Here is a 20,356-nt window from a genome sequence, read left to right as displayed (position 1 = left end):
TTAGCCGGAGCAGAGAGTTTAAGGAGGAAGAGATTATGGCTATTTTTAAGGGAGCAGCAGTAGCAATCGTAACACCGTTTTTTGACAATGGGGAGATCAACTATCCGAAACTGGCAGAGCTTCTGGACTATCAGATCGAGAATGGCACAGACGCCATCGTCATCTGCGGAACCACAGGCGAGTCATCCACACTGAGCCACGAGGAGCATCTGGAGGCCATCCGTTTTGCGATAGAACATGTGAATAAGCGTGTGCCGGTCATCGCAGGCACCGGATCCAACTGCACTGAGACCGCCATTTATCTGTCTCAGGAGGCAGAAAAGTACGGCGCTGACGCTCTGCTGGTGGTGACTCCGTATTATAATAAGGCGACCCAGAAGGGCCTGATTGCCCACTATACCGCAGTGGCCGAGTCTGTGAGCCTGCCCATCATCATGTATAATGTACCGTCCCGTACCGGCTGCAATATTCAGCCCGAGACAGCCGTGGCACTGGCAAAGAATGTGAAGAACATCGTGGGCATCAAGGAAGCCAGCGGAAATATTTCTCAGGTAGCGAAGCTGATGCAGCTGGCAGACGGATGTATCGAGCTTTACTCCGGTAATGACGACCAGGTGGTTCCGATCCTGTCCCTGGGTGGCTACGGTGTCATCTCCGTTCTGTCCAATGTGGCTCCGAGACAGACCCATGATATGGTCATGAAGTATCTGGAAGGCGACGTGGCGGGAAGTCGTGAAATTCAGCTGAAGGCCATTCCCCTTATCGACAGCCTGTTCTGCGAGGTCAATCCGATCCCGGTAAAGGCAGCCCTGAATCAGCTGGGATGGCAGGCAGGCCCGCTCCGCATGCCGCTGACCGAGATGGAGCCGGATCATCAGGAGCAGCTCAGGAAAGCAATGATTGACTTTGGAATCGAGGTAAAATAACAAATGGTAAAGATTATACTTCACGGCTGCAATGGCCGTATGGGACAGATGCTGACGGGACTTTTAAAGGAAGACCCGCAGGCGGAGGTAGCAGCGGGGGTAGACGGGTACACCGGCATCGCAAATGATTATCCGGTATTCCCCAGTATCGACGAGTGTAACGTTCAGGCGGATGTGGTCATCGACTTCTCCAATGCAAAGGCGGCAGATGGCCTGCTGGATTACTGTGTACGGACCAAGACGCCGGTTGTTCTGTGTACCACAGGACTTTCCGAGGAGCAGCTTGCCAAGGTGGAAGAGGCGGCTAAAGAAACTGCGGTCCTGAAGTCCGCGAACATGTCTCTGGGGATTAATCTGCTGATGAAGCTTCTGAAGGAAGCAGCCCCCACTCTGGCTGCAGCAGGTTTTGATATCGAGATCGTAGAAAAGCATCATAATCAGAAGCTGGACGCTCCCAGCGGCACTGCCCTGGCCCTGGCAGACTCCATCAACGAGGCTTCTGACGGAGCTTACCACTATGTATACGACAGAAGCCAGGAACGCAAGAAGCGCGACAGCCGTGAAATCGGCATCTCCGCTGTCCGCGGCGGCACTATCGTAGGCGATCACGACGTGATCTTCGCCGGAACCGACGAAGTTATCACCTTCGAGCACCGCGCTTACTCCCGCGCTGTCTTCGGCAAAGGCGCCATCCAGGCAGCCAAATTCCTGGCGGGCAAGCCGGCAGGCAGATATGACATGAGCGACGTGATATAACCAGTTCAGGCAAGCTTCTGTGCAGGCAGATACTATGCTTGCATAAGAATCTGCCTGACTGAACGTCCGTGTTCACAAAACTTTCACTCAAAAATCACACAATTCATTCAGAAAAAACACAAAAGAGGAATATCCTTATACAGATAAGTCTGTTGGGGATAATCCTCTTTTTGCTCTATAGGAAACCCGGCCGGACGAAAGCAGTGAAGGAGGACAACATTTTGATTGAAGTCAAAGAGCTGGTGAAGCGCTACAGCGGAAACATAGCCGTAGATCACCTGAATTTTCACGTAGAAAAAGGTCAGATATACGGATTCCTGGGCCCCAACGGCGCCGGAAAGTCTACAACCATGAATATGATGACCGGCTACCTGGCTCCCACAGAGGGGCAGATCCGTATCAACGGGCATGACGTGGCCGAGGACCCCATGGAGGCACGGAAAAGCATCGGCTACCTGCCGGAGATCCCGCCCCTCTACCCGGATATGACTGTCCTGGAGTATCTGCGTTTTGCGGCAGAGCTGAAGCGGATACCGAAGCAGGAGCGCGGCAGTGAAGTAGAGCGCGTCATGGGAGAAACCCGCATCAAAGACATGGAGAATCGCCTGATTCGTCATCTGTCCAAGGGATATAAGCAGAGAGTGGGCCTGGCCCAGGCACTTCTGGGAGATCCGGAGGTCCTGATTCTGGACGAGCCCATGGTGGGCCTGGATCCCAAGCAGATCATCGAGATCCGGGAGCTGATCCGGAGCCTCGGGAAAAAACACACGGTGATTCTGAGCTCCCATATTCTGTCGGAGATCACCAGCGTCTGCGACCATGTGCTGATCATTTCCCATGGAAAGCTGGTGGCCAGCGACACACCGGAAAATCTGAGCAGGTATATGAAGGAGTCTGACGCTCTGGAGCTGACCGTTCGCGGCAGCCGCGCGGCCTGTGAGGAGGCCATGGAACTCTTAAAGCAGGTCAAAGGCCTGGAAGTAAAGACCACCACGGCCTCCCTGGAGGAGGTATTCCTGGAGTTGACTGACGAGGAAAATAATGGGAATTCAGAAGACGTGGAAGAGAACGCAGTCTCTGTGGAAGAACTAAAATCTGACGGAAAGGAGGAACAGTAACATGTGTGCAATTTATAAAAAAGAACTGCGGGCATACCTGACCTCCATGACCGGTTACATCTTTATGGCCGTGCTTCTGGCCGTGACCAGTCTGTACTATGTGGCAAACTGCCTGGTGGGAGGATATCCGGTCTTTGGAGCCGTTCTGTCCTCCGTTTATTTTGTGCTGCTGATTATCGTGCCAGTGCTGACCATGCGGAGCATGGCAGAGGAAAAACGGCAGAAGACAGACCAGCTTCTGATGACAGCACCCGTATCCCTGTGGAAAATCGTTCTGGGAAAATATCTGGCCATGGTCACCATTTTCCTGATTCCCATGGCGGTGATCTGTCTGTATCCGTTGATTCTGCTGCAGTTTGGCAGTGTATCATTACCCATGGCCTATACGGCGATTCTGGGCTATACCCTGTTCGGAGCGGCCTGCCTTGCCATCGGCCTGTTCCTGTCGGCAGTGACAGAAAGCCAGGTCATCGCGGCGGTGCTGACCTTTGGCGTTCTGTTTTTTCTGAATATGGCTTCGGGTATCGCCAATGTCATCGGAGCGTCCGGGATTCTTGCCTCCGTATTCAATGCCCTTTGCATCTATCAGCCCTTTATCAACTTTGTACAGGGCATGTTTGACCTGACCGGTGTGATTTATTATGTGACGGTCATCGCCCTGGCCCTGTTCCTGACCGTGCAGCTGCTTCAGAAAAAGCACGGAACCTACCGGGTCAGCATGGTAGCCTTCGGCTGCGTGGCTGTGGTTCTGGTGAACCTGATTGCCGGACAGCTGCCCTCCCGGTATCTGAAGTATGACGTGAGTTCCCAGAAGCTGTTCACCACAGGGGAGCAGACGGAAGAAATTCTGAAGGGACTGGATGAGGATATTACCCTGTATCTGATCGCCCAGCAGGGCAGCGAGGACGCCACCCTTCAGGAGCTTTTGGAGCGTTATGAGGGCCTGTCCTCCCATATTAAAGTGGAGACGAAGGATCCGGTACTTTATCCGAACTTCGTGTCCCAGTATACCAGTGAGAATCTGTCGGAGAACAGCGTGCTGGTGGTGGGCCAGAACCGTTCCAAGGCGGTGGATTACTATGATATCTACCAGTACAGCATGGATTATTCCACCTACAGCAGTACCTTAAGCTCCTTTGACGGCGAGGGACAGATCACCAGCGCCATCGCCTATGTGACCGCGGAGGATATGCCGGTGGTTTACACTCTGACCGGACATGACGAGACAGATCTGAGCACTACAGTGACATCTTCCATTGAGAAGGAAAATATCGAACTGAAGTCCTTGAGCCTTCTGACAGAAGAGGCTGTACCGGAGGATGCAAAGGCTGTTATTATCTACGGCGCGATTTCGGACATTTCTGAGGATGAGAAGAATAAGCTGGAGGCTTATATGGAACAGGGCGGTCAGGTAGTGCTGATGCTGGGGTATACGGAGAAAGACACTCCCAATCTGGACAGTCTGTTGTCTGACTATGGCATCACACTGGCGGGAGGCCTGGTACTGGAGAGTGACAGCCAGCACCATATCCCTAATTATCCCTATTATCTGCTGCCGGATATCCAGTCTTCCGGGTATACCTCAGACGTAAGCTCCCGGTATGTGCTGATGGCTTTTGCTCAGGGCATGACAGAGTCTGCGGAACACAGCGATAACCTGACCTATGAAAGCCTGCTGACTACCTCGGATCAGTCTTACTCTAAGACGGATCTGCAATCGGAGAATCTGAGCCAGGAGGAAAATGATATTGCGGGTCCCTTTGACTTGGGGGCCGTGGTGACGAAAATCACAGAGGAAGGGACAGAAGCAAAACTGGTGGTATTTTCTTCGGAAACATTGCTGGATGAACAGGTAGACAGCATGGTATCCGGTGGAAACAGTACCCTGTTCATGAATGTGATGAGCCAGCTGGTGGATCATGAAAGCACGGTATCCATTGAACCCAAGAGCATGAGCACCGAGTATCTGACTGTGAACGCTGGAAGCGCCATCTTCTGGGGACTTTTGACCATCATACTGATACCGCTGCTTCTGCTGGCCACAGGCGGTGTCATCTGGTTCGGAAGGAGGAAACGTTGAATGACCAAGAAAAAAAGACAGAAACGGGTTCTGGCGGCGGTGGCCGCCCTGGCCCTGCTGGGACTCGTCTACTTTCTGGTGAGCCGCGCCGACTGGGAGGGGGAAGAGGAGGAAGCCACAGAAGAACTGTCCGTTCTCACCGTAGCTCCCGCTGAAATCAGCGAAGCCGCCATCATCAATTCTTACGGCACGATGTATCTGTCCTATGACGGCGAAATCTGGACATCTCAGGACAAGCCGGAAATGGAGCTGAACCAGGATGCTCTGTCCACCCTCTGGGGACGTCTGAATCCCCTGACTGCTATTCGCGACCTGGGTGATGTCTCCGAAGATCTGAGCCCTTACGGCCTCTCCGATCCGGCCATCACCATTCGGATTACCCGTGACGACGCTACAGAGATTACCGTGTCCATCGGAGACACTGCCTCCGACGGAAATGTCTATGTGATGACTTCCGAAAGCGATCATATTTATACCTGCGACAGTTACTTGGCGACGGTTTTTACGTGCAGCTTAAGTGATTTTGAGGCGGTGGCTGAGGAGGAGTCTGCTGATTAAGTGAACGGATGGGGTGAGGAGGTAAGAAATCAAAGAACAGAAAATCGCCGGTGCCGGGTGAGTTTCGCCCGTATTCACTACAAAACCACTGGAAATGTGGAATAGATTCCTTTATACTGAAAAAGACGTCTGTAAAGGAGAAATACCATGAAAATAAAAACATTGAGCATCCTGCTCTCCCTTATCCTGACTTTGACGCTCATTTCTCTGGCTGTGGTCCTGACCCTGGCTTGCAAGCCGCTGTATTATCTGGATATCCACGCACTCCATATTCCGGAAACTACCGGCTATACCATTTCGGAGATTAAAGCGAATTATGACGCAGTCATCAACTACAGCCTGAGCTTCGGAAATGCTCCGCTGGAATTTCCAACGTTTCCCATGTCAGAAAGCGGGCGTATTCATTTTAAAGAAGTAAAGAATATTTTTAATCTTTTTAAATACATGGCTATCTTCGGTACGCTGGCAGGTGCCGCCGGGATTCTCCGGCAGCGCCGAAAGCAAAGCTATGGATATCTGAAGCTGACTGCTATTCTGACCGTGTCCCTGCCAGCCGTTATTGGAGCAACGGTCGCCCTGAACTGGGACTGGGCTTTTGGCACGTTTCATGAGCTTGCCTTCAACAATGACTACTGGCTCTTCGACCCTGCCACCGACCCGGTTATCAATATCCTGCCAGATGCGTATTTTCTGCACTGCGCATTTATGATTCTGGTACTGGTGATTCTGGGAAGCATTATCTGTGGTCTGACTTATCGATGGATAGGGAAAAAGAGTGCGAAGTAAGATTTAAAACAGAATGTAATATAGAACGCAAACGGCTGCCCGACAGAATCACCTGCGGGACAGCCGTTTTGTGAAAGCAGATCATCTCATCACATGGCCTTATACATATTCCCCCACTCCAGCATAGAATCCAGAATCGGCTTCAGAGACTGTCCCAGTTCACTGAGCGCGTATTCCACCCGGGGCGGAACCTCCGGGTACACGGTGCGGGTGATCAGCCCGTCCTCTTCCATGGAGCGGAGACTGTCGGTCAGAACCTTCTGGCTGATGCCTTCCAGGTTTTTCTTCAGTTCATTGAAGCGCCAGGGGCGCTACAGCAGATTTCGAATAATCAGTAATTTCCATTTACTTCCAATCAAAGCGACGGTGGTTGCCACCGGACATTCGGGTAATTCTTCTTTCGTCAGCATTGTATCCACTCCTTATCATAGACGTACAGCCGGGTGGCCAACATCTGGGAGGATCGGCTGGCAGACGTGTGGATCTGCCAGATGGAGCGGTACCGGGATTACGACCGTTTTCAAAAATGCGGTAAATGTGAGCTGAAAGCCTGGTGTAGAGGCTGCCCGGCTGTGGCGAACGGCACCTGCGGAGACTTCTACGGAGCCGATCCCCAGTGCTGGAAGAAGAAAAATGATATAACGGGGGAGGAATTACCATGCTGATGGATTTACAGACTTGCCTGAAAAAAATGGAACTGGTGGGCGTGTTGGCCTTTGCCACTGTGGACGCGGAGGGCGCGCCCTATCGTATCCGGCAGGAGCATTGCCTGCACTGCGGCAGTTGTCTGGAGAACTGCCCGGTAAATGCGGTGGAAAGGCGGTAAACAGGATGAATCAGACGGAACGAAGACACTATCTCCTTTGGGAGCTTTTAAAGGAAAAAAAGGAATATGCAGATATGGAAATCCCAGCGGAGATCTCCAGTCAGAAGCGGCTGCTTCGTTCCCTGATGAATGTCCGCCGGGCCGCGCCCATCAGCGAGGAATTTAGGCAGATACAAGACGCCTATCTGCAGGAAGAAAAGGAAAAAAAGGGCGTTGTGACTCTGGATATGTTAGAGGAATGTCAGGATGGCCTCTATCTCTGGCAGGGCGATATCACCCGCCTGCAGGTGGGCGCTATCGTCAATGCAGCCAATAGCGGAATGACCGGCTGCTATCAGCCCTGCCATGCCTGTATTGACAATTGCATTCATACTTATGCCGGAATGGAACTGCGCAATTACTGCCAGAACATGATGGATGCACAGGGCTATGAGGAGCCTACCGGTCAGGCGAAAATCACGCCCGGCTTCAACCTGCCCTGCGATTATGTGATTCACACGGTAGGGCCGATTGTGCGGGGGACATTGACAGAGCGCCACGAAGAGCTTCTGGCGTCCTGTTACCGTTCCTGCCTGGCGGTAGCGGAGAAGCAGGGACTTTCCAGTATCGCTTTTTGCTGTATTTCCACGGGTGTCTTTCTGTTCCCGAACAGGAGAGCGGCGGAGATTGCGGTGGAGACTGTGAAGCGGTATAAGCAGGAAACCGGAAGCAGTATGCAAGTCATTTTTAATGTGTTCAAGGATCTGGATAAAGAGATTTATCAGGAACTGCTGGGGTGAATCCGGCGGAAGGAATAGAATATGAACTGTATAAAATTTCCAAATAAAAAAATAACCTTTGAATCCTTTCTCTCCGGAGTCCCTGCCCGGGACTATGTTTTTCAGAATATGCCCTACGAGGCGCAGATTCAGAAAGTGAAAGAGCTGCTGGCCGAGGCAGAGTATGTGCTCCTGGGCGCAGGCGCAGGTATGAGCGTGGCAGCAGGAGTCGTCTACAACGGCTCCTGGTTCGTGGAGCATTTCCGGGAATTCCGGGAGAAATACGGGGAACAGAATCCTTATATGCAGGACATGTACAGCGCGGGCTTCTATCCCTATCCGGACGAGGAAGCCTTCTGGGGTTATTGGTCAAAGCAGGCTGTCTAAGGAGGCCTGGATCTTGATGTGACGCCCCTGCATCGCACGTTGCTTTCGGGTCTTGCGGGTAAAAAACTGTTCTGTCTTTCAACCAACGCGGACGGATAGTTTGAAAAAGCAGGTCTTCCCAAGGAGCAGATTTTCTGCACCCAGGGTGATTATTTCCATATCCAGTGCGCTAAGGGGTGTCATGACCGGATCTATGAGGCCAGCATCATGTTCCGCCAGATGGATCAGGCCCGCCGGGACTGCCGCATTCCGTCCTATATGGTTCCCAAATGTCCGGTCTGCGGCGGCCCCATGGCCATGAACCTCCGCTGTGATCAATACTTTGTCCGGGACGCCGCCTGGTGCGAGGCCGAGCGCCGCTTCGGTGATTTTATGAGCGAGGCGCTGGAATCAGGCAAAAAGATCTGTCTCCTGGAGCTGGGGGTCGGCTTTAATACCCCGACGATTATTCGCTATCCTTTCGAAAAGCTGCTGCGGGAGCACAGCCAGGCGTCGCTCGTCCGGCTGAATCTGAACGAAGCCGTGGTGCCGGAGAGCCTGGACGTGCGGGCAGTGGGAATTAATGCGGATATGAAGCAGAGTATCAAAGATATCATGAATACAAAAAAATGAACAGGACATGGAAAGAAGAGGAGAAGGGGCGTTACGCCTCCTTCTCCTCTTCCTTGATCTCCCAGTGAATCAAAAACGTCAGCGCCGCCCGCAGGGCGATAATGCCCGCCACGGTTCCGATCTCTTTCCAGTCCCGGACCACCACGGTTCGCAGAATCTCGCTTCCCAGCTTAAACTCCAGGCCCATGGCCAGGCCCCGGGCCAGGGTCAGCTTCGTCTCCGGAGAGCGGTGCAGATAATGCCAGAACCCCCGGAGGCCTGAGAAGATGATGATGCCCACGCCGATAAACTCAAAGAGAAGAATCGCGGCATCCACGATATTTTCCAGAAGCAGATGAAGCAGTTCCAGACCTTGCATAGGTTCCTCCTTTAACGCGCGCCCTTTTTCATCACAACCACCCAGACCGTCATCAGAAGTATCCGGATGTCAGAGGACAGGGACCAGTTATCGATATATTCCAGATCCAGTTTTACGACCTCTTTGAAGTCGGTGATGTCGCTACGTCCGCTGACCTGCCACAGGCCGGTGAGGCCGGGCTTGATGCTGAGACGGCGGCGGTAGTAGAGGTCGTACTGGTTGAACTCGTCCACCGTGGGGGGGCGGGTTCCCACCAGACTCATATTGCCGATGAGAATATTGTAGAACTGGGGCAGCTCGTCCAGACTGGTTTTCCGCAGGAAGGCTCCCACCCGGGTGATCCGCGGGTCATGTTCCACCTTGAACATGGGCCCGTCCATCTCATTCTGGGCCATAAGCTCTTTTTTCCGGGCCTCCGCGTCCACATACATGGAGCGGAACTTGTAGAGCTTAAAGTACCGTCCGTTCTTTCCCACCCGCTTCTGGGCAAAGAAGACAGGACCTCTGGAATCCAGCTTGATGGCCAGGGCGATGAAGGGCGTCAGGACGGCGGTGATGGCCAGGCCCACCAGAGCTCCGATGATGTCGATGATCCGCTTAATGAACAGGCGGCGGTAGTCGAAAACGCTGGCCTCGTAGGACAGAACCGTAAAGCCGGCGAAGATCTCTGTAGTCTTGTGAGCCATGACATTATTGAAGTAATCGATATTCACATGGACCGTGATGCCCATGCTCTCAAACTTGATGATCAGCTCCTCAATGCTCTCCTTAGAGTAATCGGGCAGGTGGATGAACACCTCGTCCACCACCCGGGTCTTGAACTGTTCAAAGAGATCAGCGCCGTGGGCGATGACCGGAATCCCAAGGACAGCTCCGCCATCCTCCGCCCGGTCTAAAAGGGCGATGCCTGTGACCTCGAAGCTCCATTCTGTGGAGGAGGAGAACTTCTTCAGCAGGGACTCCGCATAGGGCGAAGTGGTAATGACGAAGACCTTATTGCTGCTGGAACTGGTGCGGTAGAAAGAGGTGAAGTACTTTTTCAGCACCAGGTGTCCCAGATAGGTCAGCAGAATATTGTAGCCGAAGAAATAGACAAAAACCAGTCGGGAAAAGTCCTCAGACATTTTCGTTACAAAGAGGAAAAAGCTGAGAAACAGAATCAGGACGATATTGTATTTCAGCACGGCCACGAGCTCCACGTAGTACCCACGGCGGAAGATATTCGTATTCCAGTCGAACAGGTAGTAGGAAAGCAGATGAAAGAACAGGATACACGCCAGCATGGTAATATAGGTTTTGGAGAAGGAAAGGTAGCTGGCCTCCAGTCCCCGGGTCAGGACGGCCAGGGTAAAGGAAAGCACGATACACAGGCACTCCAGTCCCAGAATGGTATAATTTTGAATAAGCCGCTGCTTCTGGCTGATATTTGACATGATGGTTACCTCATTTATAATAGGAATGAAACTCTATAGGTATCATAAAAGATTTGGGATTGCTTGTCAAATGATAAGTGCATGGTATATAATAAGATGATCGAAAAATGGGAGTACTGTGCGGATGAGGACGATTAGTTTGAAATTATTTATGGTGTTCAGCCTGTTTTTTCCGGCATTCTGGAGCACCTTTTCCGAAGATTATAAAATGGAATATTACGCGGTATTTACGGCGGCCTACGGGGCGGTGCTGTTATACCTGCTGTTCAGCGCCCGGAAGGGGAAATGGAAAAAGGGAGAGCGTTTCCCGCTGGCTCTGGCGGGCATCCTGCTTCTGTATAATGTGTTTGCCCTCTTTTTCAATGTGCGCTATCAGCACTGGTATGGGGAGCAGGTAAATAACACCATTGCGGTGCTGTTTTTCCTCTGTCTCTGTCTGCAAAAAGACGGCTTTGACGGAAAGCGGGAGGAGCTGATTCGATTCTTCCTGGGCTGCGCGGTGCTGTCCAATGTGCTGAGTATTGCATATTATTTTGCGGGCTATACCAGTTTTCTGGTATGCAACAACCACCTGTACTTCGGAAAGCTGCCTGAGGACTACTATGAGGCCCGCCATTACTGGCTTTATAGCCACAAGAGCGACTATGCCCTGATGCTGACCCTGTTTCTGGCGGCGGCGGTGAAGTACCGGAAGCTTTTCAAAACCCGGATTCTGTGGGCAGGGAGCCTTCTGGTATTCCTGACGGCCATGTTTTTATCCCATTCCTGGACAGGCTTCGGGGCGGCGGCCCTGGTGCTGGCAGGAGGCGTCCTGGACAGCGTGGATTGGAAAAGCTTTCATTTCCGGAAATGGTATCCGGCGGCGGGCGCTGGGCTTCTGGCGGCGGTGGCTGCGGCAGGAAAGGTATTCCTGGCGGAGCGAGATGTGCTGTCCCTGGGCGGCCGGAGAGATATCTGGGCCGGAGCCTGGAAGGAGATCCTGGCGAATCCGGCGGGCTGGGGCCTGCAGTTCGGGGAGCGGCTCTTTTATGCCACGCCAGACTGGGAGGTAAATAACGCCCACAATGTATTTCTGAACGCCCTGCTTCGTTTTTCCATTCCGGTGGGCGTCTGCTTTATCCTGCTGATGCTTGCCATTCTGGGCTACGCCCTGTGGAAGAGCAGAAGCTTTCTGGGAACCGGTCTGGTGATTGGCCTGTTGATTTTGCTGAATATGGACTACTGTCTGCTGAATTATGAGATGGGAATGTTCCTGTTTGTACTTTACCTGGTCTGCGTGGCTCCGGCGGGAACTGATAAGAGGTCCGGAGAAGAAGGATAGAAAAGATAAAAGGGATAGAAAGGATGCAGCGATGGAACGAATTAGGAAGAGAAAGCCGGAATCCTGGCTTTTAAAAGGCTTTTTTATATTTTCACTTTTATTTCCGGCTTTTTACAGCCCCTATACGGACGTGTACCAGAGTGCCTATTACGCGAAATGGTCCTGGGCCTACGTGTGCCTGACCCTGTATCTGGTGCTGTGTCTGGTAAGATTCTGGAGAGAAGGCGGGGAGCGCCCCTGGAAAAAGCCGGGCTTCTGGCTCTATCTGGGCGTTCTGGCGGCCTATAACCTGTTTTCTCTGTATTTTAACCACAAATATCTGCACTGGTACTGGGAGCAGATTAACAATACGGTGGCTTTTGTGACCTTTCTGGTGCTGGCCTGCGTCCGGCCTTCTATGGATGAGAGGGATGAAGAGGGCGACGACAATATCCGTTTCCTGATGGGCTGTATCGTGCTGTCCAATGTGGCCAGCATTGTATATTATTTCATGGGCTACACCAAGCTTCTGATCTGCAATAATCAGTTTGTATTCTTTGAGCTTCCGGCGGATTTTTACGAATCCCGCCATTACTGGATTTACAGCCACAAAAGCGAGTATGCTCTGATGCTGGTGGCTTTTGTCGCCCTGCTGACCGCGTATCGGAAAAAGTTCCGGAATCTCTGGACCTTTTTTGCCGGTCAGGCGGTTCTGCTGTTCTGTCTGTATCTGACCCATTCCTGGACGGGCATTGCGGGAGTGCTGCTGATCTTCATCGGTGCGGCTCTGGACGGCGTAGAATGGAAGGATTTTAAGCTGAAAAAATGGTATCTGGCGGTGGCTGCGGCGCTGGCGGCTGTGTGTGGCGCCGTGGGCTGGGAGATCTTAAAGGAGCGGAATATCTGGACCCTGGGCAACCGGGTTTATATCTGGCGCTCCGCTCTGGATGTGATAAAGAAGCATCCGGAGGGCTGGGGCCTGCGCTTTGGCGAATCAGTCTTTGTGGCGGAGCCTCTGGATCTGATGGTGACCAATGCCCACAATATTTTTCTGAACGCTGTGCTTCGGTTTTCTGTTCCGGTGGGTATCTGTTTTACGGTGCTGTTTCTGGGTATCGCGGTATATTCGGTGAGAAAAGCGAAAAGCTTTCTGGCGGCGGGCATGTGGCTGGCGCTTCTGGTGCTGCTGGACATGGACTACGCCCTGCAGAGCCCCCAGATGGGCCTTCTGTTTCTGGTGGTTTACCTGGTATGTTTTAAGAACAAGAGAGAACAAGCATGATCAGACGATGGGGAAAGGCGTTGTTTTTCAGCGTGCTTCTGGCCGGGGCAGTCTGCTGGCTGGAAGGACATGAGATCCGGACGGAGGAGCATGCCCTGTTTGCAGTAGGCGTGACGGCGGAAAACGGCGCAGAAGAGGAAATAGAATGCTGGCAGAATCCTTACACGGAGGAGTACTATGTATTTCTGCCTTCCTACGGGGAGGAGCAGGGATACAGGCTCTGCCTGAACAAGGGAGACTGTCTGGAACTGGACGGAGAGGAACTTTCGCAGGATATCAGGCTTACCGGAGAGGAGCTTCGTCCCGGGGAAGAATACAGCTTCTGCCTGCGGGATTCGGAGAACCGGGTGACGGCCTCCGGTTCGCTGAGCGTTCAGAAATCCGCCAGGGTAGCAGCTCTGTATATTGATACGGACAACGAAGATTTAACAAAAATAAAAGAAGACCAGAGCCTGAAGGAACCGGGAAAGCTGAGAATTGTGACCGCAGAAGGAAAAGAAGATGCCGCTGGGAAATTGAGCTACATAAAGGGAAGAGGAAATGCGACCTGGGAGTGGGAGAAAAAGCCTTACGCTCTGAAATTGGATAAGAAAACAGATTTGCTTCATATGGGAGCAGGGAGTACCTGGGTACTGCTTGCAAATTATAACGATGATTCCGGTGTACGGAATAAAATCGTGTATGATTTGGCAGAAAAAATAGGACTTTCCTATTCGCCGGATTCAGAATTTGTGGATCTGTATATAAACGGATATTATGAAGGGCTGTATCAGCTGGCAGAGAAGATCGAGGTGGGAGACAGCCGGGTCCATGTGGCAGATCTGGAAGAAGAAAATAAAAAGGTAAACCGGAAGACGGGAATGGAAGAAGTTTTCTCGGAAGAAAAGAAGAAGGGCGTGGAACTGGTCCGGGATCCGGACGATATCACAGGAGGATATCTGATGGAATTGGATATAGACGGACGATACGAAAGCGCACTCAGCGGCTTTATTACAGAGCAGGGACAGGCAGTGGACTTAAAAGGCCCAAAGCATGCTTCCAGAGCGGAGATAGACTATATTTCTGAGCTTTTGCAGGAATGTGAAAATGCAATTTACGGAGAAAACGGAATCAACCCTGATACCGGAAAAGGAATCGCAGATTATCTGGATTTGGAATCCTGGACAAAAAAATATCTGATAGAAGAGATCGCGAAAAATTTTGACGCAGGTATCAGCAGCAATTTTATTTACAAAGACAGCGATTTAAACGGAACAGGTCTTATTTATGCCGGTCCGGTCTGGGATTATGATTTTGCATTGGGGAACGGAGACTGGTCTATCCGGAAACCGGAAGGCATGATTGTGGATCAGGATATTCGGATTTACGTTCCGGAAAAAGGAGATGAGGTATTTCGGAACCGGTGGTTTTCAGCACTTTATCGACAGGAAATATTCCGGGAAAAACTGGTGGAAGAGTATGAGTCCTGTGTAAAGGCTGCGGTAGAAGAGATGGTTCTGACGGGGATCGACGGATATCTGGATCAGATTCGGGACGCATGGGAAATGAACAGACAGAGATGGCTGGGAGAACCGGCCAGTATGCAGCGGATCTACCGGGACACTTTGGAGGAGCATGGGGAGTATCTGAAAAACTTCCTGGAAAAGCGGCTGGCTTTTCTGGATACGGTCTGGATCGACCGGCTGGATTACTGCACCGTGACCTTTTATACGGAGTACGGTTCCCGGAACTTTTACTTCCAGGTAGAGCGGGGAAAAACCGTGGAGAAGCCCCCCTCCTATGAGGAGAGCTTTGACGGAAAGGTCTTTGCAGGCTGGTATTACGATGAAGCCTGTACCCGTCCCTTCGAGGCGGAAGCGCCCATTACAGAGGATACGGAAGTTTACGCGAAGTGGATCGCGGAATAAAGACAGAGGAGTACATTTATGAAGGAAGCAGGAAAAAAGAAGAAACTGATTACCGCAGGCGTTCTGTGCGTGATCTGTCTCGTACAGCTGTGCCTCTGGTGGCATTACGGAAAGCAGAAGGAGTACCTGATGTGCGACGAGCTGTTCAGCTATACGTCCTCCAATAACGCGGAGATTCAGGCCTTTGATATGCCTCTGAACCAGTGGCTGGATAAAGACTGGTATCTGTCCCAGGCGGCGGTGACCGAGGGACATGCCTTTGATTACGCCATTCCCTACCGGAATCAGGAGGCGGACGTGCATCCGCCCTTTTACTATGTACTGTTACATACCCTGTCCTCCTTTGTGCCGGGACAGGTGTCGGTGGCTCTGGGGGTAGCGCTGAACTGCTTCTTTCTGCTGGGCTGTACTATCTTCCTGTATCTGAATGCTTACGAAATCTTCAAAAGCCGGGGAATCGCCCTGGCGGTGGCGGCTCTTTACGGCCTGACCTACGGGGCCTGCAATACGGCGGCCTTTATCCGCATGTATGCCATGTTCAGCTTCTGGCTTCTGGTGCATGTATATGTGTACCTGCATTTTGTGGAGCAGGAGCGTATGAACCCAAAGACCTATGTACTTCTGGGACTGAGCCTGACAGCGGGAGCCCTGACCCATTACTACTTTGTACTGGCGGCGGCTCTGCTGGCGGCCTGGTACTTTGTGAAGCTGTGGGTGAAAAAACACTGGAAAGAGGTAAGCTGTTATCATGTGACCCTGGAGCTCAGCGCCGTGGCGGCTCTGGCTATCTTCCCGGCCATGTGGAAGCATGTGTTCAACGACTACCGGGGCGAGGAGACCCGGGAGAACCTGGTGAATCTGGCGGGCTTCAAGGGAAACCTGAAGATCATGTACGGAATTATTAACGACGAGCTCTTCGGCGGTTTTCTTCCCCTGTTCCTGGCAGCGGCAGCGGTGCTTCTTATGGTTTATGCGTGGAAAAAGAAGCAGTTTCCCCGGAAAGAGGTGGAAAAGCTGTTCCCGGTACTGTTCATGACCTGCGGATACTTTCTGTTGGTGACCAAGGTGGCGCCCTACATGACCGATCGGTATCTGATGCCTGTATTTTCCTTTACGGTGCTGATTGCGGCAGGAAGCCTGTGCTGGCTTCTTTCCAGGCTGATCCGGCCGGAGGCGGCGGTGGGGATCTGCGCGGCGGCCTTTCTTCTTCCCTCCCTGTGGAATCTCAGCCGGAATATTCCTTCCTATGTGTATCCGGATTTCCGGGAGCACCGGGAGCTGGCGGAGACCTACGCGGACAAATACTGCGTCTACATTGACCGGCAGTATGACTGGTGGGAATATTATGGAGCGGTGCAGCTTCTGAAGGAATATAAAAGCTTTTACTGTATCTCCTACGCGGCCATCACCGACGATATTCAGGCCGGCATGGAAGCCTTTGCGGACGAGGACGAGATCCTGGTATGGGTGGGCGACTCCCAGTTGAATGAGGAGATCACAGGATACATCCGGGAGACCGTAGGGGCTTCGGAGCTGGGGCCTGTGGACGACTGGGGAAAATATCACATTTATCTGGCGAAAAGGACAGAAAACCAATGAGAACAGGAAAGACAGAACGAATCTTAATACTGCTGTTTTCCGCAGGGGCGGCCCTAAGCTGGGCGATTCTGCTGGGCTGGATCGTGCCGGCCTTTCAGGAGACGAAAAAAATCTGTCTGCTGGCTGTGGCCCTGCTGGTCTGCGCGTTCCTCTGCTTTCGGATACTGAAGAGACTGGAGGACAGGCCGGGGCTTTTGCCGGGAATTTCCGTGGTGTTTTTTGTGCTGATTAGCACGGGACTCTGCTATGCGGGAAAGGAGCTGCGGGTTTATCCGGGCTGGGATTTCGGTTCCGTCTATATGGGTGCGGTGGAAATCGCCGAGGACGGTTTCTTTTCCGGGGACAGTAACTGGTATTTTACCACCTACCCCAATAACCTGGCGGTCTGCCTGTTCCTGGGGGCCATTTTCAAGGCGCTCGGAGGCCTGTGTTCTTATATTACCCTGGGCGTTCTGGTGAATATTTTCATGATTGATCTGGGACTGCTGTGCATGTACGCCCTGGCGGAGGAGCTGTACGGAAGGGCGGAGGCCTGCTTTTCCCTGCTGGCGGCGGGGCTGTTTCTTCCCTTTTATATGCACACGCCTATTTTTTATACGGATACCTTTGCGCTGCCCTTTGTGAGCGGCACCCTGCTGCTCTTTGTAAAACGGCGCAGAAAAACGGACGGGGACGTGAAGCCCTGGATGGCGGCGGCAGCAGGCGTGCTGGCGGCGGTCGGCTTCAAGATGAAGGGCAGCCTGGGCGTGCTTCTGGTGGCCATGCTTTTGTTTGTATGGCTGGAAAGGGAAAAGCTCACACGGAAATGGCAGCAGAGCGTGCTGCTTCTGGTTCCTTTTTTGCTGGTGACCGGACTGATTACTACGGTGCCGCGGATGCTTCCCATCATGGACGCCTCCGACGCGGAGAAAAATGAATTCCCTCTGGAGCACTGGCTGGCCCTGGGCCTCACCGGTAGCGGCGGTTATAATGCAGATGTGTATTTTATGACGGCTTCCGTGGAAGGAAAGGCGGAGAAGCAGGCGGTGGATCGGGCCTATGTGGAAGAAAAGCTGAAGGAGTACGGCGTCAGCGGTATGTGGACCCATCTGAAGGAAAAGGAGATTTTCACCTGGGGAGACGGCGTGTATTTTGCGCCGGAGAAGCTGAAACGGGAGCCCTTGAAAGAAAGCTGGCTTCATGCCTACGTGCTCTATGACGGAGCCCGTTACGCTTCCACCTATCGTTACTGCAATGCGTATCAGCTATTACTGATGCTGGGAATTCTGGCGTCCTTTTTGAAGAACTTCCTGAAAAAAGGAGCCTGCAGACGGGAAGTGCTGCTGCAGCTTTCTGTGTTTGGAATCTTTGCGTTTTTATTGTTCTGGGAGACCCGGTCCCGCTATCTGGTAAACTTCGTGCCGGTGTTTATTCTGCTGGGGATCGATGTGCTGCGGTCGGTGGGCCTGCAGGGAACAGAAAAGAAGAGGAATGAGAAAGCATGAAAAAGAAATGGATCCTGTGCGCGGTCATCAGCGTTTTGCTGACAGGCAGCGCACTGCTGCCCTTTGGACGAAAAAACGAAGTATGGCAGGAGACCCTGGAAGTAAGCCGGACGGAACAGGACAGGGAGAGACTGACGCTTGGGGAGCCTCAGAAGCTTCACCGGGGAATCTACCGGGTTACCGTGGAGTATGACGCGGACAGCACCCTGCATTTCCTTTCGGCGGAATCCGGACAGTATCCGGAACGGGTGGGCTGCGACGGAATTCTGCTGGAACGGGGAGACCGGGAGGAAAGCTTTCAGGTCTGGGTGTCGGGAAAGGTGGAGGACCTTCAGGTGTACGCGGACTATGAAGGAAGCGGAAGCCTGTCCCTGTCCGGCGTGGAGATCCGGGAGCTGACGGTAGGAAAAGTTCACGATCTGGTTCTGGCCCTATTCGGAAGCAGTTTGCTCTTTCTGGCAGTCTGGCTCCGGGGGCGGATGGGAAAGCTCTGGCGGGAGGACCGGGAGGGCTTTTTTGTGATAGCAGGTCTGGGAGCGGTGTGGCTGCTGTCCTGCATTCCATTGCTGCGGCGTGATCTGATTCTGGGCCATGACAGCGGCTTTCATTTCCTGCGGATCGAGGGACTGTGGAGAGCCCTGCTTGGCGGACAGTTTCCGGTGCGGATTCAGCCCTTCTGGCTCCATGATTACGGATATCCGGTCTCCATCTTTTACGGAGACATTCTTTTATATCTGCCGTCCCTTCTGCGGCCTCTGGGCTTCAGTGTGCAGGCGGTATACAAGCTCTTTACGGCAGCGGTAGGCGGACTCACCCTGCTGGTGGCCTACGGCTGCCTGAAAGGAATGCTGAAGGACCGCCGGATCGCGGCGGCGGGAAGCGCCCTTTACACCCTGTCCCTGTACCGGTTCGCCAATGTGTATGTGCGAAACGCGGTGGGCGAATACTGTGCCATGATATTCCTGCCATTGGTGGTCTATGGCTTCTGGTGTATCCTGTCCGGGGAAAAGGAAGGAAAGAAACCGTGGCTGCCCCTGCTGGCAGGTTTTACCGGTCTCATAGAGACCCATGTGATTTCCTGCGAATTCGCGGGACTTTTCTCAGTGCTGGTCTGCGTGATTTTTATCCGCAGGATCTTTCAGAAGGAGCGGTTTCTGGCCCTTTGCAAGGCGGCTGTGGGTACGGTACTTATAAATCTGTGGTTCCTGGTGCCCTTTGGGGACTACATGCTGCGGGAGCATGTGGCGGCCAATACAGTTCTCCAGGAGGACAGTCTGCTGAACTGCACCATTCCCCTGGGACAGCTTTTTACGCCCTTTGTGCGGTGGGACGCCGCGCCCAATTCCCTTCCGGCCCGCATTGGCCTGGGATTGATTCTGGGTCTGGTGCTGATGGCCGTGGTGCTTGTGATGGGAAAATGGAAAAAGGAGGAACGCAGTCTCCGTTGTCTGGCAGGAAGCTGCCTGATTTTGGCGATGGCGGCCCTTTTGATGACTACAGATCTGATTCCCTGGGTGAAGCTGAAGGAGACGGCCCTTTCCGTGCTGACTACCATTCAGTTCCCCTGGCGGCTGACCGGTTTCGCCACCGTGCTACTGGTGTTCGGCAGCTGCGCCGCGGTGCTTTTCGTGAAACGGCAGTGGGGCAGAAAAGCGGCCCTGCTCTCCATGACCCTGCTGGTGGCCGGAACCCTGGCGGGCACCGGGTATACGGCGGCCACCTTTTTGCAGGAACGGGAGATAGAGAGCTGCTATGAGGAGCGGGACGCCGTCTACTATGTGTCCGGCGGCGAGTATCTGCCCTCGGACGTGGAGTTTGCGGAAAACGCCTTTCATCCCCAGGAACCCCTGGGGGAGGGCATTCAGATCGGAAGCTGGGAAAAGGGCTGTCTGGATATAACGGTCACCTGCGAAAATACCCTGGACAAAGAAAGTATGCTGGAGGTTCCCCTCCTGCTTTACCGGGGCTATGAAGCCCGGGATACGGCCACAGGAGAGCAGTTTCCCATGATGCGTACAGAAACGGGCATGACGGCCATCGTCCTGCCTGCCGGATACGTGGGCACCGTGGAAATGAGATTCCGGGAGCCCTGGTACTGGCGGGCGTCTGAGCTGGTCAGCCTGCTGTCCCTGAGCGGCGTGGTGGTTCTGAGGCGGCGGAATAGGCTGCCAAAAAAACGATGTTAG

Annotated in this window: 19 protein-coding genes and 1 pseudogene; 17 read left to right on the top strand and 3 right to left on the bottom strand. The window is 53.0% G+C overall.

The features are described from left to right. The first annotated feature begins 35 nt into the window (after positions 1-35). The 6 genes from dapA (at position 36) to H8S44_RS11290 (ending at position 6,224) form a co-directional block, all read left to right on the top strand. Positions 36-926 carry a 4-hydroxy-tetrahydrodipicolinate synthase gene (gene dapA, locus H8S44_RS11315; protein ID WP_186872409.1) on the top strand — a complete coding sequence of 297 codons (891 nt, stop codon included), beginning with the start codon at positions 36-38 and terminating at the stop codon, positions 924-926. Positions 927-929: 3 nt separating this feature from the next. Next, a complete protein-coding gene (dapB, locus tag H8S44_RS11310) occupies positions 930-1,682 on the top strand; it encodes a 4-hydroxy-tetrahydrodipicolinate reductase (RefSeq protein ID WP_186872410.1) in 753 nt (250 codons plus the stop codon). A gap of 221 nt (positions 1,683-1,903) precedes the next feature. After that, complete coding sequence (locus H8S44_RS11305) at positions 1,904-2,800, top strand: ABC transporter ATP-binding protein (protein ID WP_186872411.1); 897 nt, start codon at positions 1,904-1,906, stop codon at positions 2,798-2,800. 1 nt (position 2,801) lies between these two features. Further along, entirely contained in the window at positions 2,802-4,880 is a 2,079-nt protein-coding gene (locus H8S44_RS11300) for a Gldg family protein (RefSeq protein WP_186872412.1), read from the top strand. Then, positions 4,881-5,438, top strand: coding sequence for a DUF4340 domain-containing protein (locus H8S44_RS11295; protein ID WP_186872413.1), 558 nt, complete (start codon positions 4,881-4,883; stop codon positions 5,436-5,438). Between the two features lie 147 nt (positions 5,439-5,585). Beyond that, positions 5,586-6,224: a TIGR01906 family membrane protein gene (locus H8S44_RS11290; protein WP_186872414.1), complete on the top strand. Its 639-nt coding sequence runs from the start codon at positions 5,586-5,588 to the stop codon at positions 6,222-6,224. Positions 6,225-6,313: 89 nt separating this feature from the next. On the opposite strand, the pseudogene H8S44_RS16890 reads toward H8S44_RS11290, so the two are convergent. Then, a pseudogene (locus H8S44_RS16890) lies at positions 6,314-6,634 on the bottom strand (winged helix-turn-helix transcriptional regulator). Positions 6,635-6,667: 33 nt separating this feature from the next. On the opposite strand from H8S44_RS16890, the gene H8S44_RS11280 reads away from it, so the two are divergent. The 5 genes from H8S44_RS11280 (at position 6,668) to H8S44_RS16445 (ending at position 8,807) form a co-directional block, all read left to right on the top strand. Then, the gene (locus H8S44_RS11280; protein WP_243167582.1) at positions 6,668-6,889 is read left to right on the top strand and encodes a hypothetical protein; all 222 of its coding nucleotides are present in this window, start codon (positions 6,668-6,670) and stop codon (positions 6,887-6,889) included. Beyond that, a complete protein-coding gene (locus H8S44_RS16710; RefSeq protein ID WP_330593474.1) occupies positions 6,883-7,050 on the top strand; it encodes a 4Fe-4S binding protein in 168 nt (55 codons plus the stop codon). The genes H8S44_RS11280 and H8S44_RS16710 overlap by 7 nt, the downstream gene beginning before the upstream one ends. A gap of 5 nt (positions 7,051-7,055) precedes the next feature. Continuing rightward, entirely contained in the window at positions 7,056-7,829 is a 774-nt protein-coding gene (locus H8S44_RS11270) for a protein-ADP-ribose hydrolase (protein WP_186872415.1), read from the top strand. A 21-nt stretch (positions 7,830-7,850) separates the two neighbouring features. After that, a complete protein-coding gene (locus H8S44_RS16450) occupies positions 7,851-8,195 on the top strand; it encodes an SIR2 family NAD-dependent protein deacylase (RefSeq protein WP_243167581.1) in 345 nt (114 codons plus the stop codon). 207 nt (positions 8,196-8,402) lie between these two features. Continuing rightward, on the top strand, positions 8,403-8,807 hold the full coding sequence (locus tag H8S44_RS16445; protein ID WP_243167579.1) for an SIR2 family NAD-dependent protein deacylase: 405 nt from the start codon (positions 8,403-8,405) through the stop codon (positions 8,805-8,807). A 31-nt stretch (positions 8,808-8,838) separates the two neighbouring features. Here H8S44_RS16445 and H8S44_RS11260 read toward each other — a convergent pair whose 3' ends face one another. Both H8S44_RS11260 and H8S44_RS11255 read right to left on the bottom strand, forming a co-directional pair. Next, a complete protein-coding gene (locus tag H8S44_RS11260; protein ID WP_408609386.1) occupies positions 8,839-9,156 on the bottom strand; it encodes a DUF1622 domain-containing protein in 318 nt (105 codons plus the stop codon). Between the two features lie 20 nt (positions 9,157-9,176). Next, positions 9,177-10,598, bottom strand: a complete 1,422-nt coding sequence (locus H8S44_RS11255) for a sugar transferase (RefSeq protein WP_186872417.1) — start codon at positions 10,596-10,598, stop codon at positions 9,177-9,179. Between the two features lie 139 nt (positions 10,599-10,737). On the opposite strand from H8S44_RS11255, the gene H8S44_RS11250 reads away from it, so the two are divergent. From H8S44_RS11250 to H8S44_RS11225, 6 genes are read left to right on the top strand one after another with little or no spacing between them, the layout of a single operon-like run. Next, positions 10,738-11,919 carry an O-antigen ligase family protein gene (locus H8S44_RS11250; RefSeq protein ID WP_186872418.1) on the top strand — a complete coding sequence of 394 codons (1,182 nt, stop codon included), beginning with the start codon at positions 10,738-10,740 and terminating at the stop codon, positions 11,917-11,919. A 31-nt stretch (positions 11,920-11,950) separates the two neighbouring features. Then, on the top strand, positions 11,951-13,180 hold the full coding sequence (locus tag H8S44_RS11245; RefSeq protein ID WP_186872419.1) for an O-antigen ligase family protein: 1,230 nt from the start codon (positions 11,951-11,953) through the stop codon (positions 13,178-13,180). Beyond that, on the top strand, positions 13,177-15,087 hold the full coding sequence (locus H8S44_RS11240; protein WP_186872420.1) for a CotH kinase family protein: 1,911 nt from the start codon (positions 13,177-13,179) through the stop codon (positions 15,085-15,087). The genes H8S44_RS11245 and H8S44_RS11240 overlap by 4 nt, the downstream gene beginning before the upstream one ends. A gap of 18 nt (positions 15,088-15,105) precedes the next feature. Beyond that, positions 15,106-16,686 (top strand): hypothetical protein, encoded by a 1,581-nt coding sequence (locus tag H8S44_RS11235; RefSeq protein WP_186872421.1) that lies wholly within the window; start codon positions 15,106-15,108, stop codon positions 16,684-16,686. Next, positions 16,683-18,170: a glycosyltransferase family 39 protein gene (locus tag H8S44_RS11230; protein ID WP_186872422.1), complete on the top strand. Its 1,488-nt coding sequence runs from the start codon at positions 16,683-16,685 to the stop codon at positions 18,168-18,170. Before H8S44_RS11235 ends, H8S44_RS11230 begins: the two co-directional genes overlap by 4 nt. Then, complete coding sequence (locus tag H8S44_RS11225) at positions 18,167-20,356, top strand: hypothetical protein (protein WP_186872423.1); 2,190 nt, start codon at positions 18,167-18,169, stop codon at positions 20,354-20,356. Before H8S44_RS11230 ends, H8S44_RS11225 begins: the two co-directional genes overlap by 4 nt.

Source organism: Anaerosacchariphilus hominis, assembly GCF_014290175.1.
Classification (GTDB): Bacteria; Bacillota; Clostridia; order Lachnospirales; family Lachnospiraceae; genus Laedolimicola; species Laedolimicola hominis.
This window is presented reverse-complemented; position numbering and strand designations above follow the sequence as displayed.